At 67.5% G+C, this 25,906-nt stretch carries 20 protein-coding genes; 6 read left to right on the top strand and 14 right to left on the bottom strand.

Going from position 1 to position 25,906, the window contains the following annotated elements; genetic code table 11:
- Positions 1-9: 9 nt before the first annotated feature.
- The 5 genes from DID99_RS10870 to xylA form a co-directional block, all read right to left on the bottom strand.
- The gene (locus DID99_RS10870) at positions 10-1,209 is read right to left on the bottom strand and encodes a sugar ABC transporter permease (RefSeq protein WP_124666642.1); all 1,200 of its coding nucleotides are present in this window, start codon (positions 1,207-1,209) and stop codon (positions 10-12) included.
- Positions 1,206-2,765: a D-xylose ABC transporter ATP-binding protein gene (xylG, locus tag DID99_RS10865; RefSeq protein WP_124666641.1), complete on the bottom strand. Its 1,560-nt coding sequence runs from the start codon at positions 2,763-2,765 to the stop codon at positions 1,206-1,208. The genes DID99_RS10870 and xylG overlap by 4 nt, the downstream gene beginning before the upstream one ends.
- Before the next feature lie 84 nt (positions 2,766-2,849).
- Positions 2,850-3,878, bottom strand: a complete 1,029-nt coding sequence (gene xylF, locus DID99_RS10860; RefSeq protein ID WP_124519869.1) for a D-xylose ABC transporter substrate-binding protein — start codon at positions 3,876-3,878, stop codon at positions 2,850-2,852.
- Between the two features lie 133 nt (positions 3,879-4,011).
- Positions 4,012-5,490 carry a xylulokinase gene (xylB, locus tag DID99_RS10855; RefSeq protein WP_124666640.1) on the bottom strand — a complete coding sequence of 493 codons (1,479 nt, stop codon included), beginning with the start codon at positions 5,488-5,490 and terminating at the stop codon, positions 4,012-4,014.
- A gap of 4 nt (positions 5,491-5,494) precedes the next feature.
- Positions 5,495-6,817, bottom strand: a complete 1,323-nt coding sequence (gene xylA, locus DID99_RS10850; protein WP_124519871.1) for a xylose isomerase — start codon at positions 6,815-6,817, stop codon at positions 5,495-5,497.
- A 266-nt stretch (positions 6,818-7,083) separates the two neighbouring features.
- On the opposite strand from xylA, the gene DID99_RS10840 reads away from it, so the two are divergent.
- The 4 genes from DID99_RS10840 to DID99_RS10825 all read left to right on the top strand — a co-directional run bounded on the left by DID99_RS10840 (position 7,084) and on the right by DID99_RS10825 (position 11,786).
- Complete coding sequence (locus DID99_RS10840) at positions 7,084-8,277, top strand: DNA-binding transcriptional regulator (protein WP_124522717.1); 1,194 nt, start codon at positions 7,084-7,086, stop codon at positions 8,275-8,277.
- Positions 8,278-8,304: 27 nt separating this feature from the next.
- The gene (locus DID99_RS10835) at positions 8,305-9,393 is read left to right on the top strand and encodes an aldose epimerase family protein (protein ID WP_124666639.1); all 1,089 of its coding nucleotides are present in this window, start codon (positions 8,305-8,307) and stop codon (positions 9,391-9,393) included.
- 359 nt (positions 9,394-9,752) lie between these two features.
- Positions 9,753-10,331 carry a DUF4337 domain-containing protein gene (locus tag DID99_RS10830; protein WP_124666672.1) on the top strand — a complete coding sequence of 193 codons (579 nt, stop codon included), beginning with the start codon at positions 9,753-9,755 and terminating at the stop codon, positions 10,329-10,331.
- Positions 10,332-10,619: 288 nt separating this feature from the next.
- On the top strand, positions 10,620-11,786 hold the full coding sequence (locus tag DID99_RS10825) for an arabinogalactan endo-1,4-beta-galactosidase (protein WP_124666638.1): 1,167 nt from the start codon (positions 10,620-10,622) through the stop codon (positions 11,784-11,786).
- 117 nt (positions 11,787-11,903) lie between these two features.
- On the opposite strand, the gene DID99_RS10820 is transcribed toward DID99_RS10825, so the two are convergent.
- From DID99_RS10820 to DID99_RS10795, 6 genes are all read right to left on the bottom strand, one after another.
- Positions 11,904-13,169, bottom strand: coding sequence for a sugar efflux transporter (locus DID99_RS10820; RefSeq protein ID WP_124666637.1), 1,266 nt, complete (start codon positions 13,167-13,169; stop codon positions 11,904-11,906).
- Positions 13,170-13,173: 4 nt separating this feature from the next.
- Entirely contained in the window at positions 13,174-15,144 is a 1,971-nt protein-coding gene (locus tag DID99_RS10815; protein ID WP_124666636.1) for a beta-galactosidase, read from the bottom strand.
- Between the two features lie 36 nt (positions 15,145-15,180).
- On the bottom strand, positions 15,181-16,032 hold the full coding sequence (locus DID99_RS10810; protein ID WP_124666635.1) for a carbohydrate ABC transporter permease: 852 nt from the start codon (positions 16,030-16,032) through the stop codon (positions 15,181-15,183).
- 11 nt (positions 16,033-16,043) lie between these two features.
- Positions 16,044-16,961 carry a carbohydrate ABC transporter permease gene (locus DID99_RS10805; protein WP_124666634.1) on the bottom strand — a complete coding sequence of 306 codons (918 nt, stop codon included), beginning with the start codon at positions 16,959-16,961 and terminating at the stop codon, positions 16,044-16,046.
- Between the two features lie 70 nt (positions 16,962-17,031).
- A complete protein-coding gene (locus DID99_RS10800; RefSeq protein ID WP_124487294.1) occupies positions 17,032-18,270 on the bottom strand; it encodes an ABC transporter substrate-binding protein in 1,239 nt (412 codons plus the stop codon).
- Positions 18,271-18,333: 63 nt separating this feature from the next.
- Positions 18,334-19,488 carry an ABC transporter ATP-binding protein gene (locus tag DID99_RS10795; RefSeq protein ID WP_124487295.1) on the bottom strand — a complete coding sequence of 385 codons (1,155 nt, stop codon included), beginning with the start codon at positions 19,486-19,488 and terminating at the stop codon, positions 18,334-18,336.
- Positions 19,489-19,722: 234 nt separating this feature from the next.
- Between DID99_RS10795 and DID99_RS10790 the strand changes: the two genes are divergently transcribed.
- Entirely contained in the window at positions 19,723-20,736 is a 1,014-nt protein-coding gene (locus DID99_RS10790; protein ID WP_124487296.1) for a LacI family DNA-binding transcriptional regulator, read from the top strand.
- Between the two features lie 186 nt (positions 20,737-20,922).
- On the opposite strand, the gene DID99_RS10785 is transcribed toward DID99_RS10790, so the two are convergent.
- The 3 genes from DID99_RS10785 to DID99_RS10775 form a co-directional block, all read right to left on the bottom strand.
- On the bottom strand, positions 20,923-22,362 hold the full coding sequence (locus DID99_RS10785) for an MFS transporter (RefSeq protein ID WP_124666633.1): 1,440 nt from the start codon (positions 22,360-22,362) through the stop codon (positions 20,923-20,925).
- 208 nt (positions 22,363-22,570) lie between these two features.
- On the bottom strand, positions 22,571-23,722 hold the full coding sequence (locus tag DID99_RS10780) for a CaiB/BaiF CoA-transferase family protein (RefSeq protein ID WP_124519960.1): 1,152 nt from the start codon (positions 23,720-23,722) through the stop codon (positions 22,571-22,573).
- A gap of 7 nt (positions 23,723-23,729) precedes the next feature.
- Positions 23,730-24,671 (bottom strand): hydroxymethylglutaryl-CoA lyase, encoded by a 942-nt coding sequence (locus tag DID99_RS10775; RefSeq protein WP_124529549.1) that lies wholly within the window; start codon positions 24,669-24,671, stop codon positions 23,730-23,732.
- A 312-nt stretch (positions 24,672-24,983) separates the two neighbouring features.
- Here DID99_RS10775 and DID99_RS10770 point away from each other — a divergent pair, with 312 nt between their 5' ends.
- Positions 24,984-25,904 (top strand): LysR family transcriptional regulator, encoded by a 921-nt coding sequence (locus DID99_RS10770; RefSeq protein ID WP_124666671.1) that lies wholly within the window; start codon positions 24,984-24,986, stop codon positions 25,902-25,904.
- Positions 25,905-25,906: the final 2 nt, after the last annotated feature.

Here is a 25,906-nt window from a genome sequence, read left to right as displayed (position 1 = left end):
AACGCCGCCTCAGCGCCGGTTCGAGCGCGACACCACATCGATCCACACGGCCAGCACCAGCACCGCGCCCTTGACGATCATCTGCCAGTACGCGTCGACGTCGAGCATCGACATCCCGTTGTCGAGGCTCGCCATCACGAGCGCGCCGATCAGCGCGCCGTAGACGGTGCCCGACCCGCCGCGCATCGACGTGCCGCCGATGAAGCACGCGGCGATCGCGTCGAGCTCGCCCATCGTGCCGGCCGACGGCGAGCCGGCCGCGAGCCGCGCGGTGTTGACGATGCCCGCGAACGCGCACATCAGCCCCATCAGCGCGAAGATCGCGAGCTTCACGCGATCGGTGTCGACGCCCGACAACCGCGTCGCCTCCAGGTTCGAACCCACTGCATAGATGCGCCGGCCGAACACGGTCTGCGTCGCGATCCACGAGAACGCGCCGAGCAGCGCGAGCAGCAGCAACACCGGCACCGGGATGCCGCCGTAGCGGTCGAGCGTCGCGACGAACGCGAACAGCACGGCCCCGGCGCCGACGACCTTCGCGACGTCCTGCCATAGCGGCGCGACGGCGAGCCGGTAGCGGTGCCGCATGGCGCGCTGCCGCAGCACCAGCAGCGCGACGAGCGCGAACAGCAGCACCGCGAGGCCGTCGCCGGCCGCGCGCGGCAGATAGCCCTGGCCGATGAACACGAAGCCGTCGGACACCGGCGCGATCGTCGAGCCGCCCGTCACGCCGAGCAGGATCCCGCGGAACGCGAGCATCCCGCCCAGCCCGACGATGAACGACGGCACCCGCCGGTAGGTCGACCACCAGCCGTTGAACAGCCCGACCAGCACGCCGAGCGCGAGCACCGCCGGCACCGTCACGGCGACCGGCCAGTGCCGATTGACGTCGAGGATCGCCGCGACACCGCCGAGCAGCCCGAGCAGCGAGCCGACCGACAGGTCGATCTCGCCCGCGATGATCACGAACACCATGCCGCACGCGAGCATCCCGGTGATCGACATCTGCCGCAGCAGGTTCGACACGTTGCGCGGCGTGACGAACGCGCCGTCGGTCAGCACCGAGAAGAACACCCAGATCGCCGCGACCGCGAACAGCAGCGCGAGGACCTTGTAGCGCACGAACACCTGGCGCAGCGGATGGCCGTGCGTGCGACGCGCGTCGGCGCCCGGCGGCACGGCGGGAGAAGAAGACAGTTCGGTATTCATGGCGCACTCGCTGCAATGGGTTCGGACGGCAGCCGCGCGGGCTTCAGCGCGGCGCCGAGGATCTGTTCCTGCGTGAGACCGTCGTTGACGAAATCGCCGCGCAGCTCGCCTTCGCCGATCACCAGCACACGATCGGCGAGCCCGAGCACTTCCGGCAGCTCCGACGACACGACGATCAGCGCGACGCCGCGTTTCGCGAGCGCGAAGATCAGCCGGTAGATCTCGGCCTTCGCGCCGACGTCGACGCCGCGCGTCGGTTCGTCGAGGATCAGCACCTGCGGGTCGGCCAGCAGCATCCGCGCGAGCACGGCCTTCTGCTGGTTGCCGCCGGACAAGCTCGCGATCGGCAGGAACGGGTGTGCCGCGCGCACCGACAGCCGCTGCATCTCGGTGCGGATCGCATCGAGTTCGGCGGCCGCGTCGATCCGCCCGCGCGCGGCGAACCGGCGCAGCACCGACAGCGTGATGTTGTGGCCGACCCCGAGTTGCGGCACGATCCCGTGGCGCTTGCGATCCTCCGGCACCATCGCGATGCCCGCGCGGATCGCATCGGCCGGCGAGCGGATCGCGAGCGGCTGGCCATTCAGCCGCACGGTCGCCGTGCTCGCGCCCGGATACGCGCCGAAGATCGCCTGCATCAACTCGGTGCGACCCGCGCCGACGAGCCCGGCGACGCCGAGGATCTCGCCGCGCCGCACGCTGAACGACACGTCGTCCACGCGCTTGCGGCGCGGGTTCGCCACGTCGTGACAGGTCACGTTGCGCGCCTCCAGCACGACGTCGCCGATCTCGTGCGGCTCGCGCGGATACAGGTTGCGGATCTCGCGGCCGACCATCATCGCGATGATCCGGTCGGTGGTCAGCGCACGCATCGGCTCGGTCGCGACATGGCGGCCGTCGCGGATCACGGTCACCGTGTCGCACACTGCGTCGACTTCGTCGAGCTTGTGCGAGATGTATACGCACGCGACGCCGCGGCGCTTCAGGTCGCGCACGATGTCGAGCAGGATGCGCGTCTCGGCGGCACTCAGCGACGACGACGGCTCGTCGAGGATCAGCAGCTTCGCGCGCTTGTTCAGCGCCTTCGCGATCTCGATCAGCTGCTGATGGCCGCCGCCGTAGTTCATCACCGGCTGCGCGACGTTGATCGCGTCGATCCGCAGCTCGCGCAGCAGCGCTTCCGAACGCCGCACCATCTCCGCATAGTGCATGCGCCCGCCGGGCAGCGTGATCTCGTTGCCGAGGAAGATGTTCTCGGCGACCGACAGCTCGGGCACCAGCATCAGTTCCTGGTGGATGATCACGATGCCCGCGCGTTCGGTGTCACGCACGCCGGACGCAACGAGCGGCGCGCCTTCCCAGCGGATCTCGCCGTCCCACGTGCCGTGCGGGTAGACGCCCGACAGCACTTTCATCAGCGTCGACTTGCCGGCGCCGTTCTCGCCGCACAGGCCGACGCACTCGCCGGGGCGCACGGTCAGGTCGATGCCGTCGAGCGCCTTCACGCCGTCGAATGCCTTGACGATGCCGCGCATCGTCAGCAAGGGTTCGGTCATACGTTCATTGCCTCGCAGTGCGCACGCGGCCGGACCATGTGCGGCCGCACCTCGCCGGCCGCGTGCATCATGCCCATCGAGCGGTTACTGGCTCGCGAGCTGGGCCTGGGTGTAGAAGCCGTCCTTCACGACGACGTCGACGTTGCGCCTGGTCAGGAGCGTCGGCTGCAGCAGCACCGTGTCGACCTTCATCTTGCCGTTGTCGTATTGCGCGTTGAACGCGGGCTTCGTACCCTTCGCGAGATCGACCGCGAGCTTCGCGGCTTCGCTCGCGATCAGCTTCAGCGGCTTGTAGACGGTCATCGTCTGCGTGCCGGCGATCACGCGCTTGACGGCAGCGAGGTCCGCATCCTGCCCGGACACGGGCACCTTGCCGGCCAGATGCTGCGCGGCGAGCGCCTGGATCGCGCCACCCGCGGTGCCGTCGTTCGACGCGACGATCGCATCGATCTTGTTGTTGTTCGCGGTCAGCGCATCCTCGACGATCCGCAGCGCGGTCGATGCGCTCCACTCCGGCACCCATTGCTGGCCGACGACCTTGATGTCGCCGCGGTCGATCGCCGGCTTCAGCACCTTCAGCTGGCCCTCGCGCAGCATCTTCGCGTTGTTGTCGGTCGGCGCGCCGCCGAGCAGGAAATAATTGCCCTTCGGTTTCGCGTCGAACACGCCCTGCGCCTGCAGTTCGCCGACCTTCTGGTTGTCGAACGAGATGTACGCGTCGACGTCCGCGTCGAGGATCAGGCGGTCGTACGACACGACCTTGATGCCGGCCTTGCGCGCTTCGGCGACGACGTTGCCGAGCGTCTTCGAATTGAACGGCACGATCACGATCACGTCGACGCCGCGCGAGATCAGGTTCTCGATCTGCGAGATCTGCCGCGCCTCGCTCGCGTCGGCCGACTGTACGGATACCTTGGCGCCGAGCTTCGTCGCGGCCGCGACGAAATAGTCGCGATCGCGCGACCAGCGCTCGACGCGCAGGTCGTCGATGCAGAAGCCGATCTCGGGCTTGTCCTTGCTCGCATGCGCGAGCGGCGCGCCCAGCGCGAACATCGCCAGCGCAGCGGCGCCGGCAAGCGAACTCAATACGGTACGACGCGTCACGGATTTCATTGTCTCCACTCCTTGTTATCGAACTTGTCGAACAACCTCACGAACATCGGGCGGGCGCATGAGTGCGCCGCCCGCATCGAGTCCTCGCAACGCGCGGCATCGTGCGATGCGAACCGCGCGCGCCATCCGCGCGTCACGCACCCGTCGCGAACACCGGTTCGAGCGCGCGATAAAGCGCACGAAACGTCGGCCGCCGCATGTCGCGGTACCACGCGTGCCGCGCGAGATCGGGCTCGCGCACCGCGACGACCGGCGGTTGCGGGCACACGTCGCCGAGCGGCGTATCCGGTTCGAGCGCGAGGCGAGCAAGGCGCGCGGCACCGAGCGCCGGACCGACCTCGCCACCCGCGCGCAGCGTCAGCGCGCGTCCGCTCAGGTCGGCGAGCATCTGCGTCCAGTAAGCGCTGCGCGAGCCGCCGCCGATCACCGTGATGCCGGCGGGCTCGAGCCCGGCCGCATGCAGCGCGTCGATGCCGTCGAGCAGCGCGAAGCCGACGCCTTCGAGCGTCGCGTTCGCGAGATCCGCGCGCCGGGTATCGGGTGTCAGCCCGTAAAAGACGCCCTTCGCATTCACGTCGTTGTGCGGCGTGCGCTCGCCGCTCAGGTAAGGCAGGAACCACGGGCGGGTCGCGCGTGCGTTCGCCTCGGCATCGGCGAGCAGCGCCGCGACGCCGTCGTAACCGGTCAGTTGCGCGGTGAAGTCGATGCAGCCGGCCGCGTTCAGCATCACCGACATCAGGTGCCACGTATCGGGCAGCGCATGACAGAAGCTGTGCACCGCCGATTCGGGGTTGGCGCGAAACCCGTCCGACACCGCGAAATACACGCCCGACGTGCCGAGCGACAGCAGTGCATCGCCGGGCCGCACGATCCCCACGCCGACCGCGCCGGCCGCGTTGTCGCCGCCGCCGGCCACCACCGGGATCTCGCGCAGCCCGAGTGCGCGCGCGACGGCCGGCAGCAGCGTGCCCGTCACGCGGTTGCCCTCGAACACCGCCGGCATCTGCGCGCGCGACAGCCCGCACGCGCCGAGCAGCGTGTCGTCGTAGTCGCGCTTCGCGACGTCGAGCCACAGCGTGCCGGCGGCATCCGACGGATCGGTTGCGAACGCACCGGTCAGCCGGTAGCGCAGATAATCCTTCGGCAGCAGCACGTGCGCGATGCGTGCGAACACATCGGGCTCGTGCCGGCGCACCCACATCAGCTTCGGTGCGGTGAAGCCCGGCATCGCGACGTTGCCTGCCACCGTGCGCAGCGCGGGCGCGAGCCGCTCGAGTTCCGCGCACTCCGCATCGGCGCGGCCGTCGTTCCACAGGATCGCGGGGCGCAGTACGTCGCCATGCGCGTCGAGCAGCGTCGCGCCGTGCATCTGGCCGGTGAGCCCGAGTGCGGCGATGTCGCGCGGATCGATGCCGCCCGCGCGGGCATCGGCGACGACCGCGGCGAGCGCGCCGCAGGCGGCGTCCCACCAGTCGTGCGGCGCCTGTTCCGACCAGCGCGGCCGCGGCCGGCTCACCGCCAACGGGTGGCTCGCGCTCGCCCGCACCGCACCGTCGCGGTCGAGCAGCACCGCCTTCACGCCCGACGTGCCGAGATCGAGTCCGAGATACATGGCGTCAGCGCAGCCCGTAGATGGCCTGGTTCACGATGTTCTCGAGCCGCTCCTGCGCGCCGCTCGCGTGCCGCGGGTCCACGCCGCGCGCGAGCGCGTCGTCCGCGAGCGACTGCAGCGTGTAACCGCCCGACAGGATCTTGCGGCCGAACGCGTCGTCCCACTGCGCGTAGCGCTGCCGGCGCAGCGCGTCGAGCCGGTCGTTCTCGACCAGCACCGCCGCGCGCTCGAGCGCGAGCGCGAGCACGTCGATCGCGCCGACATGGCCGTAGAACAGGTCTTCGGGATCGACGCTCTGGCGCCGCACCTTCGCGTCGAAGTTCATCCCGCCGGTCGTGAAGCCGCCGTGGCGCAGGATCTCGTAGAACGCGAGCGTCAGCTCCTCGACGCTGTTCGGGAACTGGTCGGTGTCCCAGCCGTTCTGCGGATCGCCGCGGTTCGCGTCGACGCTGCCGAACACGCCGAGCGCGAACGCGTTCGCGATCTCGTGATGGAACGAATGACCGGCGAGCGTCGCGTGGTTCGCCTCGATGTTCACGCGGATCTCGTTCTGCAGTCCGTACTGGACGAGAAAACCGTGCACGGTCGCGACGTCGTAGTCGTACTGGTGCTTGGTCGGCTCCTGCGGCTTCGGCTCGATCAGCAGCGCGCCCGTGAAGCCGATCCGGTGCTTGTGCTCGACCACCATCGACAGGAAGCGCGCGAACTGCTCGCGCTCGCGCTTCAGGTCGGTATTGAGCAGCGTCTCGTAGCCTTCCCGGCCGCCCCACAGCACGTAGTTCTCGCCGCCGAGCCGGTGCGTCGCGTCGAGCGCATGGCACACCTGGGTCGCGGCCCACGCGAATACGTCCGGGTTCGGGTTCGTCGCGGCGCCCGCCGCGAAGCGCGGGTGCGAGAACAGGTTCGCGGTGCCCCACAGCAGCCGCACGCCGCTCGCCTGCTGGCGCTCGCCGAGATAGTCGACCATCCGCGCGAAGTTGGCCGCGTATTCGCGCAGGGTGTCGCCTTCCGGCGCGACGTCGGTGTCGTGGAACGTATAGAAAGGCGTGCCGAGCTTCGTGAAGAACTCGAATGCCGCGTCCGCCTTCATGCGCGCACGTTCGAGCGCGTCGCCCGGCTGCTGCCACGGCCGCTGGAACGCGCCCTGCCCGAAGATGTCGTGCCCCGGCCACACGAACGTATGCCAGTAGCAGACGGCAATCCGCAGATGCTCGGCGAGCGTCTTGCCGAGCACGCGCTTCTCGGGGTCGTAATGGTGGTAAGCCAGCGGGTTGTCCGACTGCGGGCCTTCGTAGCGAATCGCGGGAATGTGTTCGAAATACGACATGGCGTCTCCGTGCAGGGTCTTGTTGCGGCGCAATGCGCGTCGCGACGACGACGCACGCGGCCGAATCCGGTTGGCTGGATCGTGCCCGCGCGCCTGCCGGCCGGCAATTGCGAAATTGCGCAGCGTGCTTAACGTTTCTTGCCAGCCGCTGCGCGCGGTGCGCGTTCCGGCCTACAATCGCCGGACACCAGAGCATCGCGCGGCACCGTCCGCGCGCCCCGGAGACAACGGCAAGACGCCCGAGCGGCGCCCGCCCCGAGACCGACATGACCCGCGCCTCTTCCGCCCAGACACCGCACCGCATCGCGCTGCTGTTCAACGCGAACAAGGTCTACGACCGCGAGATCATCAGCGGCATCGGCCAGTACCTGCACACGACGCGCGTCGTGTGGGACCTGTTCCTCGAGGACGACTTCCGCTGCCGGCTCGCCGGCATCGAACGCTTCGACGGCGACGGCATCATCGCGGACTTCGACGATCCGGCCGTCGCCGACGCGCTCGCCGGCTCGCCGCTGCCGATCGTCGCGGTCGGCTCGTCGTACGAGGATCCCGCGCAGTATCCGCACGGCGTCCCATATATTGCGACCGACAACCCGAAGCTCGTGTCGCTCGCCTATACGCACCTGATCGGCGCGGGGCTCGCGCATTTCGCGATGTACAGCCTGCCGGTCGCGCAGGAGAACCGCTGGGCGCAGCAGCGCGAGCTCGCGTTCGATCGCCTCGCGCGCGCCGACGGGCTCGACGCGCCGATCTACCGCGGCCTGTCGACGAGCGCGTCGGGCTGGAATCACGCGATCGAGCAGCTGATCGGCTGGCTGCATGCGCTACCGAAGCCGGTCGGCGTGATCGCGGTCACCGATGCGCGCGCGCGGCATCTGCTGCAGGCGTGCCTGCTCGCCGGCATCGCGGTGCCGGAACAGGTCGCGATCATCGGCATCGACAACGATCCGCTCACGCGCACGCTGACGCGCATTCCGCTGTCGTCGGTGATCCAGGGCACCGAGGAAATGGGCCGCACCGCCGCGCACCTGCTGCACCGGATGCTGCGCGGCGCGCGTTTTCCCGGACAGCGCATCCTCGTGCCGCCGGTCGGCATCAACGTGCTGGAATCGACGCGCCACCAGCCGCTCGCGAGCCCGCACGTGATGCGCGCGCGGCATTTCATCCGGCAGTACGCGTGCCAGGGGATCAAGACCGAACAGGTCGCCGACTATGTCGGCGTGTCGCGCTCGCTGCTCGAAGAGCACTTCCGGCGCGAACTGCAGCGCACCGTGCACCAGGAAATCCTGCGTCACAAGCTCGAGGCCGCGCAGGCGCTGCTCGCGAGCCGCAACGCGTCGAGCGCGGAAGTCGCGATCCGCTGCGGCTTCACGTCGTTGCAATACATGTACGCGGTATTCCGCCGCGAACTCGGCTGCACCCCGCGCGAATACCAGGAGCGCACCGCGCCCGCCCACTGAATTCACCGCTCACGAGCGAACCCACTCATGCATATCGACACCGACTCTCCCCGCCCGGCATCCGACGCGGGCCGCATTCCGTCCGAACCATGGGGCACGCTGCCCGGCGGCGATCCGGTGCGGCGCTACACGCTGCGCAACGCGCACGGGATGCGCGTCGTCGTCAGCGATCTCGGCGCGACCGTCGTGTCGTGGCTCGCCCCCGACCGCACCGGGCGCTTCGCCGATATCGTGCTGGCGCACGACACGCCGGCCGACTACGTCGAATCGGGCGCCTACCTCGGCGCGACGGTCGGCCGCTGGGCGAACCGGATCGCGAATGCGCGCTTCGCGCTCGACGGCGTCGACCACACGCTCGACCGCAACGAGAACGGCAACCTGCTGCACGGCGGCGCGAGCGGCTTTCACCGCGCGCGCTGGGACGTGGTCGACGACCGTGGCGGGCTGACGCTGCGGCTCGATTCGCCGGAAGGCGATGCGGGATTTCCGGGCAACGTGACGGTGCAGGTGCGTTATACGCTCGACGACGACGGCACGCTGACGATCGACTACGCGGGCGTGACCGATGCGCCGACGCCGCTGAACCTGACCAATCACAGCTACTTCAACCTGAGCGGGCGCGCGGGCAGCGACGTGCGCGGCCATCTGCTGCAGATCGACGCCGACGCGTTCGTCGAAGTGGACGATGCGCTGATCCCGACCGGCACCGCCGACGTGACGGGTAGCGCGTTCGATTTCCGGCAGAGCGCGCCGATCGGCGCGCGCCTCGACTGGCCGCATGCGCAGCTCACGCGCGGGCGCGGCTTCGACCATTGTTATGTGCTGCGCGACCCTGGGCGCGGCGTGCGGCCCGTCGCATCGATCTACGATCCGGAAAGCGGCCGGGAGCTTGCCGTATCGACGGACCAGCGCGGGCTGCAGCTCTATACGGGCAACTATCTGGACGGCGTGCGCGTGAGCGGCGGCGTGGCGTGCCGGCGGCACGCGGCGCTGTGCGTCGAAGCCGGGTGCTTTCCGAACCAGGTCAACATGGACGCGTTGCGCGACGAAACCATCCTTCGTCCGGGCCGGACCTATCGCCAGACGACGCGGTATCGGGTCGGCGTTCGCGGGTAGCGGTAGCGGACACGTCGGGCCGGGTCGGGTCGGGTCGGGTCGCATGCGAACGCGCCAGTCCGCAAACTGCCATGTACACCGGTCGGCATGCCCACTCCGAAACCACTGGGTCAATCACGTCAACCGGGATACCGAATCCGTCCAGGCAGCGGCCGCCTGAGGTTTATCGTTTATCCGCCGCGATGCGGTCCCAGAGGATCCGGATCCGTCGCTGAACATGGCGCGCGACGCGCCGGCTGGCGCGTCGCGCGAAAGCATCGCCAGCACGCAAACCTGTGTCAGACTCCCATGTGCGATCGAGCGTCCGTGCGCAGTCGGCCGGCGCCGGATTTCATTCAACTCTTGCGGGTTCCTTACGGATGTCTGAAGAATACGAAGTTCATGGCCCTCACGACCATGCGGTGGAACATCATGCGGCTCACGGCGGCGATCAAGGTACGTCGCGCATCGCCGTGCTGACGGCCGTGCTTGCCTGCTTCGGTGCGATATCGGCCTACCAGAGCGGTGCCGACGAAAGCCTCGCGCTGCTCTACAAGAATGACGCCGCGATCCGGAAAACCGAGGCTGCGAACCAGTGGGCCTACTATCAGGCGAAGGGCAACAAGCAGAACCTCGCCGAACTCGGCGCGGCGTTGAGCCCGGAATCGTCGCCGCAGCGAAAGCGGTTCGAGGCGGACGCCGCACGATACCGCGCCGACAAGGAACCGATCCGGGCGCAAGCCGAGGCGCTCGAAAAGGAAGTCGAGAAGAACAACGCGGCCAGCGAGGCGCGGATGCACCGACACCATCGGTGGTCGCAGGCGACGACCGTCATCCAGATCTCGATCGCACTGGCCGCGATCACGATCCTCACGCGCCGTTCATGGATGCAGGGCCTGTCGATCGGCGTGGCCGCGATTGGCCTCGTGATCGCGGGGTTGGCGTTCTTCGGGGTTTGATTGACGGCGAGGCCGTCGCAGCCCGGTCATATCTCGACAGATTCGCCACGAACGGCACCTGAGAAAAAGCACGACTCTGCACCGGGCGCAACATCGATCCGCCTGTCTCTCCTCTCCGTCCCCACGCCTGTCGCCAGATAGTAGGCAACCCACGCGTTCTTTGCGTTGGCATCGGCGGCTGCGCTACGCTCGATCCGGCCTCGTGTCGAGGCCGAAATTTAAGCGCTTAAACCAATGGAGCCCGCGATCCTGCGATCGATCGACCGGGCCCGATACTGGAGGATGACGATGAACAGACGATCGATGTTGCGCTGGAGTGTCTCGACCGCGGCGCTCGCGTGCGTCGACCTGGCCGGCGCGTTGCCGGCCGTCGCGCAAGGCGTTGCTCGCGCCGCAGGCAGCGCGGGTATCCCGTTCGCGATGGGCGCCGACGTGTCGACGCTGCCGGAACTCGAGGCGCACGGTGCACGGTACTTCGACCGCGGGCAGCCGCGCGACTGCCTGAAGATCCTGCATGCGCATGGCGTCGATTCGATCCGCATCAAGGTATGGAACGATCCCGGCAATCCGGATTTCTTCCCCGCGAACCAGAGCGATGCGGCAGGCTACAACGACGCGGCCCATGTCGTGGCGCTCGCGAAGCGCGCGGCCACGCTCGGCATGCGCATCCTGATCGACTTCCACTACAGCGACTGGTGGGCCGACCCCGGCAAGCAATACCCGCCGCATGCATGGGCCGGCAAGAATCTCGCCGATACGTGCGCGCTGCTGTCCGCCTATACGACCGACGTGCTGCGCCAGCTTCAGCGCGCCGGCGTGCGGCCCGAGTGGGTGCAGATCGGCAACGAGATCACGGGCGGCATGCTGTGGCCGCTCGGCCGCTACGACCAGTGGGATAACCTCGCCCAACTGCTGAAGACGGGCCACGATGCGGTGAAGGCCGTCGATCCGCGCATCAAGGTGATGCTGCACATCGACAGCGGCGGCGACAACGCGAAAAGCCGCTGGTGGTTCGACAGCGCGACGCAACGCGGTGTCGCGTTCGACGTGATCGGCCTGTCGTATTACCCGCAGTGGCAAGGCGCGCTCGACGACTTGCGCACCAACGCGAACGATCTCGCCGTGCGCTACGACAAGGAGCTGATCGTCGTCGAGACCGCGTATCCGTGGACCACCAGCGACGGCGACTCGGAGCCGAATGCGATGACGAACACCGGCTCGACCGCGTTCCCGCCGTCGCCGGCCGGCCAGGCGCAGTTCCTCGCGGCGGTCGTCGATATCGTGAAGGGCGTGCCGGGCAATCGCGGCAAGGGCGTGTTCTGGTGGGAGCCGGAATGGATCCCGACGCCGGGTGTCGGCTGGAAGCTGGGCGCGGGCGATCAGTGGGACAACAATACGCTGTTCGACTTCCACGGCAATGCGCTGGCGTCGCTCGACGCGTATCGCAAGCGTTGACGCTTCACGGCATCGCCGATTCACCGCACCGGCGCATCGTGCGTCAGTGCGGTAGGTTGAAGCGGTGTCGTGCGGGCGGTGTGGTGTCGCTTGTGTCGCTTGTGTCGCTTGCGTCGCTCATACCGCTCGCTGCGCCGTTCCGCTCACACCGCCCCGCTCGCCGCGCGCATCCAGCGCGAGCAGCACGCACGCCACGAGTGCGAGCCCGCAGCACCCCGCGAACGTCGCGCGATAGCCGAACAGGTCGACGCACGCCCCCGACAGCACACCCGACGCGATCGAGCCGACGCGCGCGGTGCTGAAGAACATCGCGGTCGCGGTGCCGGGGCGCGTGGGCATCAGGTCGCATACGCGCGTCATCCCGAGGCACGACGTGATCGCGACCACACAAGCGCTCAACAACTGCAGCGGCAGGATCAGGTCGACTCGCGTCACCGCCGCGAGCCCGATGAAATACGCCGCATGCACGACCGCGCACGCGGTCAGCCAGCGTGCCTTGTCGAGCCGCGTCGACCGGATGCCGAGCCACAGCATCATCGGAATCTCGAGTAACGCGGCCAGACCCAGCGCGGCCGATACGTTCGCCGGCGTGCCGCCGAGCCCGCGCACGATGTACAGCGGCAGCACGATCATCGTCGCGTTCGCCGCGAGCCCCATCAGCGTGAGCGCGACGAGGGTCCGCAGCACGCGCGCGCGCGGCGTGACGACGACCGACGCAGCGTCGCCCGACGGCGCCGGAGCGTAGTCGACCGCGCGCACGCGAACGGCGGCCGAACGGCGCGCAGGCTCCGGAATCCGCACGACGATCGCCGCGCACGCGACAAAGCCCGCCGAAGCCGCGAGAAAGAGCCCGGTGAAACCCGTCTGCGCGAGGATCAGTGCGCCGAGCGCGGGCCCGAACACCCACGCGACCGACAGCATCGTGCGCAGCGCGGCCGACGCGAGCTCGCGCTGTGCGTCGTCATCGACCGGCAGCACCGCGCGCGCGAACGCGAAGATCTGCGACAACGACACGGCCCCCGCGCCGAGCAGGATCGTGCCGGCCGCGATCACCGGCCCGTGCGCGCGCAGCACGCACAGCAGCGCGAAACCGAGCGCGGCAGCGGCGAGCGATGCGACGAGCAACGGCCGGTGGCGGTCGCGGCGATCGGACCAGCGTCCGGCCCACGTGCTCGCGACGACACCGCTCGCCGCGATCAGCGTCATGAATACACCGGCCAGTAACGGCGACATTGCTGCCGCCTGCACGCCGAACAGCGACAGGTACGGCGCCGTAAACGACATCGCGACGCCGAGCATCAGCGCCGCGCCGGACAGCGGCAGGAAATGCGCGATCCCGGCGAGGCGCGCGACACGTGACCGCAGCGACGGCAACGACGGCATTGCGTCAGTCCGGCTCGACCCATGCGGCGACGTCGACCGCGCCGAGTTCGCGGCCGCCGAGCACGAAGCGCGCACCGTCCGGCGCGGGCAGCGTGCACGTTGCATCGCCGTAGTTGAACGCGAATACGACGCGCCCGCGCCGGCGCAAGCGCACGCCGTCCGGCAATGCACGCACCGGCAGTCCGGCGTCGCACGCGCAGCGGCCGACGATCGCACGCAACAGCGTGCGATCGAAGCAGGCGGTCGCCATCGTCACGTGGCCGCGCCGCACGAGTGCGGGCACGCCGTCGTCGCAGGCCGCGAGCACGTCGACACCGGTGATCGATTCCATATCGACGTGATCGCGCCATTTCAGCGCGTGGCCGTCGGTGCCGTCGAACGCGACGCGCGGGGCGAGCGACGGCCGCAGCGATTCGACCTGGCCGATCCGCACCGGCAGCACGTCACGCAGCTTGCCGGGTGCGAGGCCCGGCGCGATGGCGAATGCCGCCGTACGCGAACCCGTGCGCGGCCCGAACAGCCACTGCGCATCGCCACGCGCGGCCTGCTCGACGATGCGATCCGTGACGACCGGCAGCGTCGGCGCGACGACGAACGCATAACGCGACACGTCCGCACCGGCCGCGACGATATCGACGTCGATCCCGAGTTCGCGCAGCGCGCGATACCAGTCGAACGCATGTTGCTGATAGTCGAAGTCGGCGCCATGCGGCTGAATCCGGATCATCCAGTCCGCCTCGTAGTCGAACAGCAGCGCGACGCGCGCCGGAGGTTCCGAACCCGCGAAGCACCCGGGATCCAGCGCAGCCAGTTCACGCGCGACGCGCGCCACTTCGTGGCCGCCCGGCGACAGCCGGTCGTCCGGTGCGTTGAGCCCCGAATGCAGTTGCTCCTGCGCATGCGGATACTGCCGCCAGCGGAAATACGATACGAGCTCCGCGCCATGCGCGAACGCTTCCCAAGTCCATAGCCGCACGGCGCCGGCGTGCGGCACCGGGTTGTACGGCCCCCAGTTGACGGGCCCCGCCTGTTGCTCCATCACCCACATCCGGCCGTTGCCGACGCCGCGATACAGGTCGTGCGAGAACGCCGACACGTCCGGGTGCCCGGTGCGGGCCCAGCGCCGCTTGTCGGATTCGTCGAGCGGCAGCACTTCGGTGCGCGGCACCGGGTAGCTGTCCCACGCGGCCACGTCGAGGCCGCCGCGCGCGAACGCGTAGTGATCGAACTCGGTGAAAAAGCCCATGAAGTTGTGCAGCACGTCGCGGCCCGGTGCGTGCGGGCGGATCGCATCGACCTGCACGGCATGGAACCGCGCGACCTCATCCGACTGATAGCGGCGGAAGTCGAGCAGATGGGCGGGATTCGCATCGGTCGGCGTATGGCGCGGCAGTTCGATCTCGTCGAAGCCGCGATACTCCATGCTCCAGAACACGTTGCCCCACGCGCGATTCAGCGCGCCGATATCGCCGTAGCGCACCGCGAGCCACGCGCGAAAACCTTCGAGCGCCGCACGCGTATAGCTCGGCAGCGTGTTGTGGCAGCCAAGCTCGTTGTCGGTCTGCCATGCGATCACCGCCGGATGCGCGCCGTAGCGCCGCGCCATCGCGTCCACGATGCGCACGCAGTGCTCGCGATACACGGGGCTCGCGATATCGTAGTGGCGACGCGAGCCGAACTGCCACACCGCGCCGTCCGCGCCGATCGGCAGGATCTCCGGATGGCGATCGACGAGCCATTTCGGCGGCGCGGCGGTCGGCGTGCCGAGCACGATCTTCAGCTGCTGGCCGGCGAGCGTGTCGATCGCCTCGTCGAGCCACGCCCAGTCGTAGCGGCCGGGTTCCGGCTCCATCCGGCTCCACGCGAATTCGGCGATCCGCACGCGGGTCAGGCCCAGTTCGGCCATCCGTCGCGCATCGCGCTCCCATTGTTCGCGCGGCCAGTGTTCGGGGTAATAGCAAACGCCGAGGTGCATCGTGGATTCCTTGCAGATGAAAGAGGATGGGACGGGTCAGCCCTTGGTCGCGCCGAACGTGAGCCCGGTGACGAAGTGCTTCTGCATCGCGAAGAACATCAGGACCGACGGCAGCGCCGCGAGCACCGAGCCGGCCGACACGATGTTCCAGGCGGTCGTCCACTGCCCCTTGAGCGCGGCGACGCCGACGGTGATCGGCGCCGCGTCGTCGCCTTGCGTGAGGCACAGCGCCCAGAAGTAGTCGTTCCACACGAACGCAAATACGAGGATCGCGAGTGCCGCGAGCGCCGGCCGCACCAGCGGCAGCACGACGCGCCAGTAGATCGCCCATTCGGACGCGCCTTCGACGCGCGCGGCCTCGATCAGCTCGAACGGCAACTCGCGGATGAAGTTGCGCAGGAACAGCGTGCAGAAGCCGGTCTGGAACGCGGTATGGAACAGCACGAGCGCCCACACGGTGTTGTACAGGCCGACGCCGAGCATGATCTGCCGCACCGGGATCATCAGGATCTGGATCGGCACGAAGTTGCCGGCCACGAACAGCCCGAGCAGCACGAGATTGCCGCGGAACCGGTAGTTCGCGAGCGCGTGCCCCGCGAGCGACGCGAGCAGGATCGATGCCGCGACCGACGGCACCGTGATCAGGATGCTGTTCGCGAAGTAATGCAGCATCGGCGTCTGCGTGAGCGCGGTGCCGTAGTTGTCGAGCAGCGCGAACTGCTTCGGCCAGTCCCAGTAATGGCCGGCCGTGATCTCGTCGGTCGAGCGGATCGACGTGACGAGCACCGCGAGCAGCGGCACGAGCCACAGCGCGAGCGCGCACGGCAGCGACAGGCGGTACAGCAGGCGGGCGGGACGTCCCCAGCGTGACACAGGCATCGGATACATGTTGGTGATCCTTAGGATTCGACGCGCACCAGCTTGCGCAGCTGCCACACGATATAGACGAGCATGATCGCGAACAGCACGACCGCGATCGCGGCCGAATAGCCTTCGCGGTAGTACTTGATCGCCTGGTCGACCATGAAGTACGCGAGCACGGTGGAGCTGTCGAACGGGCCGCCTCCCGTCATCACGGAGATCAGGTCGAAGCTGCGCAGCGCGCCGATCACGGTCAGCACCACCGCCATGAAGGTCGCCGGCCGCAATTGCGGCAGGATCACGTGCCACAGCAGCGTGAAGCCGCGCGCCCCTTCCATCCGCGCCGCTTCGACGATCTCGCCGTTGATGCCGGTGAGCCCGGTCAGGTAGAGGATCATGCAGAACGGAATCTGCGGCCAGAGCGCGGCGACGATCACGCCGTAGGTCGCATAGCGCGGATCGCCGAGCACCGGGATCCCGTGTCCGACGATCAGCTTCAGCAGCCCGAACGTCGGATCGTAGAACCACGAGAACACCAGGCCGACGACGACGCCCGGCAACACGAACGGCGCGAAGAACAGCGACTTCACGAGCCGGATGCCGAACACGTTCTGGTTCAGGTACAGCGCGAGCGCGAGGCCGAGCGGCGGCGCGGCAAGGAACAGCGCGAGCCACAGCACGTTGTTCTTCAGCGCGACGTAGAACGTATCGGACTGCAGCAGCTCGCGATAATTGTCGAGCCCGGCATACGTCATCGGCGTCATCCCGTCCCAGTGATGGACGCTCAGCCAGATGCTGCTGACGATCGGATACAGCACGAACACGGTGAAGAGCGCGAATCCCGGCAGCACGAACCACAGGGCCGCGCGGTTGCGCCGGCGCGCGAGCGACGCGCGCGCATGCCGCTGCGGGCCGGCTTCGCGGCGCGCGGCGCTTTCGGACAGGCTGGTTGACATGAGGTGACCTTCTGCGAACGGTGGCAACGAAGGACCGGACCGGCATGCGCCGGCCCGGCCGCATGGCGCGCTACTTCCGGTAGATCCGCTTGCGGGCCTGATCGAGGCGCTGCAGGATCGCGTCGAGCTGCGTCGGGTCCGACAGGAACTGCTGCATCGCCTTCATCCCCTCGTCCGCCATTTCCTTCGTCATGTCGCGGTCGTAGAACTGCGCGATGCCGCCGGGCGTCGTCGCGAGCGTGCGAAAGCCGATCTTCGAGATCGGGTCCTGCGGCTCGGGCGCCTTGTTGTTCGACGGCAGTTGCCCCATTCCCTTCGCGAACTCGCCGCTGACGGCCGGTTGCCCCATGAACGCGAGGAAGCGGCGCGCGTCCGTCTTGTTGTGCGCCTTCGCCGGCACGATCAGCACGTTGACCGGGCCATCTTCCGCAAGCGGCACCGACGCATCGATCACCGGGAAGCGGAAGAAGCCGATCGGATTGCGCGCCGCACTCAGCAGGCCCGCCGAATACCAGGTGCCCATCAGCGTCATCGCGGCCTGGCCGTTGACGATCAGCGGGCTCAGCGAATCGACGTCGTAGGACAGCGCGTTGTCGATGAAATACTTGTCGTCGATCAGCTTCTTCCAGGCCGCGTACACGGCCCGCACGCGCGGATCGGTATACGCGACGTCGCCGGCCATCAGTTTCTGGTGAAATGCGTAGCCGTTGATCCGCAGGTCGAGGTAGTCGAACCACGCGGCCAGCGTCCACGCATCGCGCGCGGCCACCGCGACCGGCGCGATGCCCGCCGCCTTCAGCTTGCGGCACGCGTCGAGAAACTGCGCCCAGTCGGCCGGCTCGCCGTGAATGCCGGCCTTCTCGAACAGGTCCTTGCGGTAGAACAACCCATACGCGTCGTAGCCGAGCGGCAAACTATAGAGCTTGCCGCCGTAGGTCGACGACTGCTTCACGGCCGCATACGTGTCGTTCCAGCCGTTCTTCTGCCAGTCCGCGCTCAGGTCCTCGATCAGCCCGCGCTTCGCGAAGTACGCGAGCCGTTCGCCGTTGTTCCAGCTCAGCACGTCGGGCGGATCGGTCGCGAGCCAGCCCGACATCTGCACCTTGTACGCCTCCTCGCCGACGTAGCTGACCTTCAGGTCGATATCCGGATTCGCCTTGTGGAACTGGTCGAACGCCGCCTGCCACGTCGCACGCTGGTTGCCGCGCGCGGCGACGTTCACCTTCAGCGTGCCCGCATCGGCCGTCCCCGCGGCGCACGCCGCGGCAGTCGTCAGGGCAAGCAGCAATCGGCTCGCACGAAGTCTCATCGTTGTCTCCTGGTATTGGTGTGATGGGTGCCGCGTCGCGCGCGGCGGGTCGGCAGTGCGCCGCTACGCGAACGCCGCTTCGGCGTGGACGGCCGGCAACGCGATGCCGGCCTCGTCGAACAGGTGGCAGCACGACGGCGACACGCGGAATGCATGCCGCTCGCCGCGCCGCAACGCGGCCTGGCCCGGCAGTTTCGCGAGCAGCGGCACGCCGCCGGGCTGGTCGAGATGCACGTACGCGGCTTCGCCGAGCTGCTCGACGAGTACGACGTCACGCACGATCGCCGGCAAGTCGGCATCGCCCGCCGTGGCGACCGTCAGATGCTCGGGACGAATCCCGAGCGTCACGCGCGCGCCGCTGCCGACGTGTCGCGGCAACGGCCGATCGCGCAGCGTCAGCGTTTCGCCGGTTCCGTCCAGGCGCAGCCGGCAGCCATGCGCATCGCCCGCTTCGACGACCGCCGGCAGGAAGTTCATCCGCGGCGAGCCGATGAAGCCCGCGACGAAGCGGTTGGCCGGCCGGTGATACAGCTCGAGCGGCGCACCGGCCTGTGCGATGCTGCCGAAGCGCGCGACGTCGTCGCCCGCGTGCAGCAGCACGATCCGGTCGGCCAGCGTCATCGCCTCGATCTGGTCGTGCGTCACGTAGACGGAGCTCGATTGCGTGAAGCGTGCGTGCAGGCGGGCAATCTCGACGCGTGTCTGGCCGCGCAGCGTCGCGTCGAGATTCGACAGCGGCTCATCGAACAGGAACACGCGCGGCTCGCGCACGATCGCGCGGCCGATCGCGACGCGCTGCCGCTGGCCGCCCGACAACGCCTTCGGCTTGCGATCGAGCAGCGCGTCGAGCTGCAGCACGCGCGCGGCTTCGGTCACGCGGCGGCGGATCTCGTCCTTCGGCGTGCCGGCGATGCGCAGGCCGAAGCCGATGTTGTCGAACACGGTCATGTGCGGAAACAGCGCATAGCTCTGGAACACCATCGCGACGCCGCGCTCGGCGGGCGGCGTGTCGTTCATCCGCGCACCGCCGATCCGCAGCTCGCCTTCGGTCACGTCCTCGAGCCCGGCGATCATCCGCAACAGCGTGGACTTGCCGCACCCCGACGGACCGAGAAACACGCAGAACTCGTGCGACGCGATCTCGAGGTTCACGTCGCGCAGCACCGGCGCATGGTCGCCGTAGCGCTTCGAGACGTCCTTCAATGAAATGGCGGTCATCGCGCTCTCCTCTTCCGGTCAGGCGCTACGGATCGAGAAATTTAATCGCTTAAATTTCAGTGGTGCAATTCGCCCGGTTCGCCGTACCATGTCGTCTCCTTGATCTGATGTGCCGAGAAATTAGCGTATCGCCTGTCCTTGTGCAACTAGTGGGACGCACTCCCAGAATATGAGCAGACACTCCCCCGCTTCGCTTCCGTCGCGCCTCTTCTCCCGACCACCTGCAGGCCGCGCATGGTGACGCTCGCGCAAGTCGCGCAGCGCGCGAACGTCACTGCTGCGACCGTCTCGAACGTGCTGCGCAATCCGCAGAAGGTGAAGCCGGCGACCGTCGAACGCGTGATGGCCGCGATCCGCGAACTCGGCTATCGGCCGAACCTGACCGCGCGCGCGCTGGCCGAGGGCCGCACGTCGACGCTCGCGCTGATGCTGTCGAACATCACGAACCCGTTCTATCCGGAGTTCGTGCTGGCCGCGGAGCGCGAGGCGCGCAAGCGCGGCCATTACCTGCTGGTGTCGAATACCGACGACGATCCGGCCATCACGCGCAACTACCTCGAGCGGATCGCGGGGACGCTCGCCGCCGGCGCGATCGTGATGAACACCGACCTCGCCGAAGCCGAGCTGGCCGACATCGCACGCCACGGTGCGTCGATCGTGCTGTGCATGTGGGAGCACGTGCATGCGTCGCGCACGCTGCCGTGCGTGACGGTCGATTTCGCGGCGGCGGGGGCGCTGGCGGCCACGCACCTGTCCGGGCTGCGGCATCGCGCGTTCGGCGCGCTCGTCGGCAGGGGATCGGGCGGCCCGCAGTCGGTGCGGCTGCGCGGCTTCGCCGACGAACTCGCGGCACGTGGCCATCCGGCGGACGCGTTGACGACCGTGTCGGCGCACGACTCGATCGAAGGCGGCTACGAAGCGGCTGCTGCGTTACTGAGGGCGCAGCCCGGCCTCACCGCGCTGTTCGCGACCAACGACCTGATGGCGATCGGCGCGATGCAGGCGGCCGCCGATCTCGGCCTGCGCGTGCCGGCCGATCTGTCGGTGATCGGCATGACCGATATCCAGCTCGCGCACCAGTTCCGCCCCGCGCTGACGACGGTGCGGTTTCCAACATCGCAGATCGCCGCGCGGGCGATCGCGCTGACGCTCGACATGATCGACGGGATCGAGCCGGCTGCCGCCGTGCATACGATCGGGGCGCCGGAGCTTGTCGTGCGGGAGTCGACGGGGGTGGCGCGGGGGTGAGGGTTCGATTCGGACGCCGGAACTATCGGTTCGCCGGCCAATCGTCGCCGAACACCGGCTGCCACTTGACGGCCTTGGCATCGTCGGCCTGGCGATGGCAAGATCCCCATGCCGGACCGATCTTCGATCCATCAAACCGCAACGTGCCCTTGTACGCGTCGCGGTTGTCGAGATAATCGTGACTGGTCAGTGGTTCAGTTCCTCGAGCCGCACACCATTGGTCTTCGGTCCAAAGAGGCCGATTGACACCGCGACCATCAGCATGCATGCCGTGATGCCGGCAAATACCCCTGGCACGCCGAAATCACGGAGAAGGAATGCGATCAGAAAGCCCGACATCATCGCACCGACCCGGCTGGCCGAATACACGATGCCGTTGGCCCGGCCCCGTATCGCTGTCGGGAACAACTCTGCCTGGTACGCGTGATAGCAGACCGAGATGATCTGGCCGGCGAAGCTGATCAACACACCGAGGATGATCAGCGGTGCCATCGTCCTGGCATGTGCGAACGCCATCCCGCATACGATCACGATCAACGCACCGCCAACGATCAGGTATTTGCGCTGGATCCTGTCGGCGACCGCCATCGCCAGCAGCGGCCCGATCGGCAACGCGAACGCGATGATGAACGAATAGAGCAGGCTTTTCGTGACCGTGATGCCCTGGCTGATCAACAGCGTCGGCACCCAGCTCGCAAAACCGTAGTAGCCGATCGCCTGGCAGAAGTTGAAGACAATCAGAATCACCATGCGTGATCGATACGGTTGCTGCCACAACTCCGCAAGCGATGCACGTCGATGCTTCGGCTGCACCACGACCTGCGACGGGGGCGGCAGCGACCGCCCCGACTGACGCTCGACGATCGCCTCGATGTTCCGCACGATCGCGTCGCTCGCGTCGAGTTTTCCGCGTATGGCGAGCCACCGCGGGCTCTCAGGCACACCGCGCCGGATGAACCACACCAGCAATGCGCCGGCCGCGCCTGCGAGCACCACGATGCGCCACCCTTCGATACCGAACACCGTGGTCGGTACGAGCCAGTACGACAGGATCGCGGCGACTGGAGCCGCCGCGAACATCACACTCTGGTTGAACGCCATCGCGCGGCCTCGCATGTGTTGTGGCACAACCTCCGTCACATAGCTGTCGATCGTGATGATTTCGACCCCGACGCCGATGCCGGTGATGAAGCGCCAGAAAATCATCCCCTCCGGGGTGGTCTGGAAGGCCATGATCACTGAACCGACCGAATACCAGAGCAGCGAGACCGTGAACACCGAGCGCCGGCCGTATCGATCGGGCAGCCAGCCCAGTCCGAACGTCCCGACGAACAGGCCGGCGAACGTCGCGGCGATGAAGCCGGCGATCCCGGTGAAGCCGAAAAACGCGTGCGTGGTCGTTTGCAGCACCCCGCTCTTCGTCATGCCCGGCGCGATGTAGCCGGTGAAGATCAGGTCGTAGACTTCGAAAAAGCCACCCAATGAGATCAGCAGCACCAGCATCCATAGATGGCGGGTGATCGGAAGACAATCCATACGCGCGGCGATTGCGGCACCCGGCGAGTTGTCGACGTTGACGACGAGTTGATCGTGCGGACGGGAATCCGCGGTTGCGGTGGAATGCATGTATGTCTCCTGGATACGGCAAATGTCGACGGCCTTGTTGTTGGATCGTGGTCCGTCTGCCGGTGTATCGCGCTCCGCGCACGTCATGCGTGGAGCGCGTTGTTCAACTGTGTTTCCCTACGACACCTCGGCGGATCTGTCCTCGAGCAGGTTCGCAACCTGTTCGTCCGTCGGTTCCCTCACCGCTTTCGCGAGTGCGCCTGGAAGGTCATGCGCTCGCTCGTCCGCGCAGTCGCGAAAGAATCTCGTGCGTGTGTTCGCCGACCCGAGCGAGCGCCTGCCGTACGCCCGGCCGCCGACCTCCCATCGTCAGCGGCAACAAGACAACATCGGTCATCGTGCCGTCGTCGGTCTCCATCGGCACGAGTCCGCCGCTGGCCTTCAGATGCGGGTCGTCGAACAGCTGCTCCGGTCGCACGATCGGCGCGTACGGAATGCCCGCGGCCTCGAGCTTCGGCATCAGTTCGTCGACACGATGGTCCTTGAGCACGGCGCCGAGCGCTTCGAGCAATTCGGGCCGAACCGCCACACGCAATGCGTTGCTCGCGAAGCGCGGCTCCGCCGGCAGATCCGGGCGGCCGAGGACGTCGCACAGCGTGACGAACTGCTTGTCGCTAACGGCGCCGATGAACAGCTGTTCGCCGTCGGCAAGCGTGAACACGTCATACACGCTCCATGCGGACACGCGCGCGGGCATCGGCGGCGGCGCTTCATGCGTCATTGCATACTGCTGCATGTGCTGCGCGGAGAGGAACACGCAGTTTTCGAAGAGCGCGCTTTGTACCTCCTGTCCGCGTCCGGTGACATCCCGTTCGCGCAACGCGGCCAGCACGCCGATCGCGCCGAACATGCCACCCATGATGTCGTTGACCGATGTTCCCGCACGCAACGGCCGGCCCACCGGCCCCGTCATGTACGACAGTCCACCCATCATTTGCACGACTTCGTCGAGCGCGAGACGCTTCTCGTAGGGGCCGGGCAGGAATCCCTTGTGCGACACGTAGACGAGCCGTGGAAACGCACTCGAAAGCGTGTCGTAGTCGAGACCGAGCTTCGTCATCAAGCCCGGGCGGAAGTTCTCGAGCATCACGTCGCACGTGCCGATCAGCGCGAGCGCGGCGTCCCTGCCCTCCGGTGTGTTGATGTCGAGAACGACGCTCTTCTTGTTGCGGTTGAAGGTGCGGAAGAAGCCGATGCCGAGGCCCGGCAGCTTGCGCGTCTTGTCGCCGCCGGGCGGCTCGATCTTGATGACCTCCGCGCCGAGATCCGCGAGGATCATCCCGCACGTCGGCCCCATGACCATGTGTGTAAACTCGATCACGCGCACACCGTCGAGCGGAAGTCTTGCGTTGGTTTCCATGAGGTCCTCAGGCATTGAGCGCTGTCGATGCAAGATGCGTTTTCGGCAGACCGGCACGCCACAGCGCGCCATGCAGCGTTTCGCCGTCGAGCCAGCGCGCGACCTTGGCGCGCAGCACCAGCAGCGCCGTCAGGTCGATACCGGTGTCGACGCCCATCTCGTCCAGCATGAACGCGAGGTCCTCGCTCGACGCATTGCCGCTTGCGCCCGGTGCATGAGGACACCCGCCGATTCCTGCGAGCGTCGCGTCGAAACGCGCGACACCGGTTTCCAGCGCGGCATAGATGTTGGCGAGCGCGAGGCCGCGCGTGTCATGAAAGTGGCCGCAATAGAAGCGCTCGCCTGCAATGCGACGCGCACGCTCGAACAGGTCACGAACGGCCGCTGGCCCCGCATAGCCGACCGTATCGGCGATGCTGACGCGATCCGCGCCCGCATCGAGCAGCGCCTGCATGCAACGCAAGACTTCGTCCGGTTCGACGCGCCCCTTGATCGTGCAGCCGAATGCCGTGCCGATGCCGCCTTCGATCAGCGTCGTCGATCCGGCGGCGTCGCGCTCGGCGCGGATATGCGCAACCTCGGCGATCACTTCGTCGGGCGTCTTGCGCAGGTTCGCGAGGCTGTGTTCGCGGCTCGCGGACACCGGCACGAGCAACAAGTCGGCGCAAGTCTCGATGGCGCGCTGCGCGCCTTTCAGGTTGGGCACCAGCACCGACACGGTGAGGCCCGGTAGCGTTTTCGCGTAGGCGACGAGCTCGGCCGTATCCGCAAGTTGCGGCAGAAGCCGTGCCGGCACGAAGGAACCGACTTCGATCTCGCGCTGGCCGGCTGCGTACGCATCGGCAATCCATTCGATCTTGCGCTCGGTCGGCAGAACGGTCTGGATGCTCTGCAGGCCGTCACGCAATCCGACCTCGCGAATCACGACATGGGAGGGAAAAGAAGGCATGGGGTTGCTGTCTCCGCAATCTGTGGCCGGTCATTGCACGCCGGCGATAGCCCTTACTCTATAGATTCCGAAAGCGACGTAAAGTATCGATTTGGAAGCTATAACGTTCCGAAACGGAATCTCAGAAATGTGGCCGCGTCCGCGTTGCGAACGGGCCGGCCGTCGTCACGAAATCTTCTGAAGAAAACCCGCACGGCGCGCCGGCGGGACGTCGTCGTGGTAATTTCCGACGTTCCCGAAGAACACGGATACCGGCCGAAACGGGCAGAAAACTTCCGACCCGGAACGTATCGACTCATGGAGACAGCACCGATGCGCGACCTCGACCTCAAGACACTACGACTGTTCGTGGCCGCGTGTGATCACGGCAACATCGCGCGAGCCGCGAAGGAAGCGCATATCGAGCCTTCGGCGATCAGCAAGCGCATCGCGCAGCTCGAGAGCGACCTCGGCGCGCCGGCGCTGACACGGTCGCGACGCGGCGTTACGCCCACGCCGGCCGGCGTCGCGCTGCTCGAGCATGCGCGCAGCATGCTGTTCACGATGGACCGGATCGCGGCCGACGTCATCGCGATCGGCGACGGGCTGCAGGGGCGCGTGAGCATCTGCGCGTCGGCGTCCGCGATCGCGGAAGTGTTACTGGACGACATCGCATCGTTCATGCGCGACCCCGCCAACCGGAACATCACGGTCGACGTCGAAGAGCGCCTGTCGCGCGACCTCGTCCGGCAGGTACGCGAAGGAGCATCTGCGGTCGGCGTGTGCTGGGACAACGTCGACTTGCAAGGACTGCAGGCGCGTTCATATCGGCATGATCGGCTGGCGCTCGCCGTGCACCCGGAGCATCCGCTTGCCGGGCTTCAATCAGTCGGTTTCGACGACACGCTCGACTTCGATCACGTCGGACTGCCGCCCGCCACGGCCGTTCACACGATGCTCAGGCGAGCAGCCGCGGATCGGGGCCGGACCGTGTCGTATCGCGTGATCGTGTCGAGTTTCGACGCAGCCTTTCGCGTCGTGGCCGCCGGTTTGGGGATCAGCGTCATCCCTGTCGAAGTTGCGGCCGCTTACCGGCAGTCGCTCGGCGTACGGGTCATCCCCCTCACCGATTCATGGGCCCGGCGCCGCTTCGTCGTCTGTTTCAAGACCTTTGACACTATCCAGCCCGCAGCACAAAGAATGGTCGAACATCTAGCGAAACGCGCCGAGTCGGAAACGAAGGTCGGTGAATAACG

The sequence above is a fragment of the Burkholderia sp. Bp8986 genome (assembly GCF_003854225.1).
Classification (GTDB): Bacteria; Pseudomonadota; Gammaproteobacteria; order Burkholderiales; family Burkholderiaceae; genus Burkholderia.
Note: the sequence above shows the minus strand (reverse complement) of the source record. Positions and strands in the feature narration are given on the sequence as shown.

Excerpts from the sequence above, each read along its gene's own strand:
- DID99_RS10870 (WP_124666642.1), bottom strand. The coding sequence starts at position 1,209 with ATGAATACCGAACTGTCTTCTTCTCCCGCCGTGCCGCCGGGCGCCGAC.
- xylG (WP_124666641.1), bottom strand. The coding sequence starts at position 2,765 with ATGACCGAACCCTTGCTGACGATGCGCGGCATCGTCAAGGCATTCGAC.
- xylF (WP_124519869.1), bottom strand. The coding sequence starts at position 3,878 with ATGAAATCCGTGACGCGTCGTACCGTATTGAGTTCGCTTGCCGGCGCC.
- xylB (WP_124666640.1), bottom strand. The coding sequence starts at position 5,490 with ATGTATCTCGGACTCGATCTCGGCACGTCGGGCGTGAAGGCGGTGCTG.
- xylA (WP_124519871.1), bottom strand. The coding sequence starts at position 6,817 with ATGTCGTATTTCGAACACATTCCCGCGATTCGCTACGAAGGCCCGCAG.
- DID99_RS10840 (WP_124522717.1), top strand. The coding sequence starts at position 7,084 with ATGACCCGCGCCTCTTCCGCCCAGACACCGCACCGCATCGCGCTGCTG.
- DID99_RS10835 (WP_124666639.1), top strand. The coding sequence starts at position 8,305 with ATGCATATCGACACCGACTCTCCCCGCCCGGCATCCGACGCGGGCCGC.
- DID99_RS10830 (WP_124666672.1), top strand. The coding sequence starts at position 9,753 with ATGTCTGAAGAATACGAAGTTCATGGCCCTCACGACCATGCGGTGGAA.
- DID99_RS10825 (WP_124666638.1), top strand. The coding sequence starts at position 10,620 with ATGAACAGACGATCGATGTTGCGCTGGAGTGTCTCGACCGCGGCGCTC.
- DID99_RS10820 (WP_124666637.1), bottom strand. The coding sequence starts at position 13,169 with ATGCCGTCGTTGCCGTCGCTGCGGTCACGTGTCGCGCGCCTCGCCGGG.
- DID99_RS10815 (WP_124666636.1), bottom strand. The coding sequence starts at position 15,144 with ATGCACCTCGGCGTTTGCTATTACCCCGAACACTGGCCGCGCGAACAA.
- DID99_RS10810 (WP_124666635.1), bottom strand. The coding sequence starts at position 16,032 with ATGTATCCGATGCCTGTGTCACGCTGGGGACGTCCCGCCCGCCTGCTG.
- DID99_RS10805 (WP_124666634.1), bottom strand. The coding sequence starts at position 16,961 with ATGTCAACCAGCCTGTCCGAAAGCGCCGCGCGCCGCGAAGCCGGCCCG.
- DID99_RS10800 (WP_124487294.1), bottom strand. The coding sequence starts at position 18,270 with ATGAGACTTCGTGCGAGCCGATTGCTGCTTGCCCTGACGACTGCCGCG.
- DID99_RS10795 (WP_124487295.1), bottom strand. The coding sequence starts at position 19,488 with ATGACCGCCATTTCATTGAAGGACGTCTCGAAGCGCTACGGCGACCAT.
- DID99_RS10790 (WP_124487296.1), top strand. The coding sequence starts at position 19,723 with ATGGTGACGCTCGCGCAAGTCGCGCAGCGCGCGAACGTCACTGCTGCG.
- DID99_RS10785 (WP_124666633.1), bottom strand. The coding sequence starts at position 22,362 with ATGCATTCCACCGCAACCGCGGATTCCCGTCCGCACGATCAACTCGTC.
- DID99_RS10780 (WP_124519960.1), bottom strand. The coding sequence starts at position 23,722 with ATGGAAACCAACGCAAGACTTCCGCTCGACGGTGTGCGCGTGATCGAG.
- DID99_RS10775 (WP_124529549.1), bottom strand. The coding sequence starts at position 24,671 with ATGCCTTCTTTTCCCTCCCATGTCGTGATTCGCGAGGTCGGATTGCGT.
- DID99_RS10770 (WP_124666671.1), top strand. The coding sequence starts at position 24,984 with ATGCGCGACCTCGACCTCAAGACACTACGACTGTTCGTGGCCGCGTGT.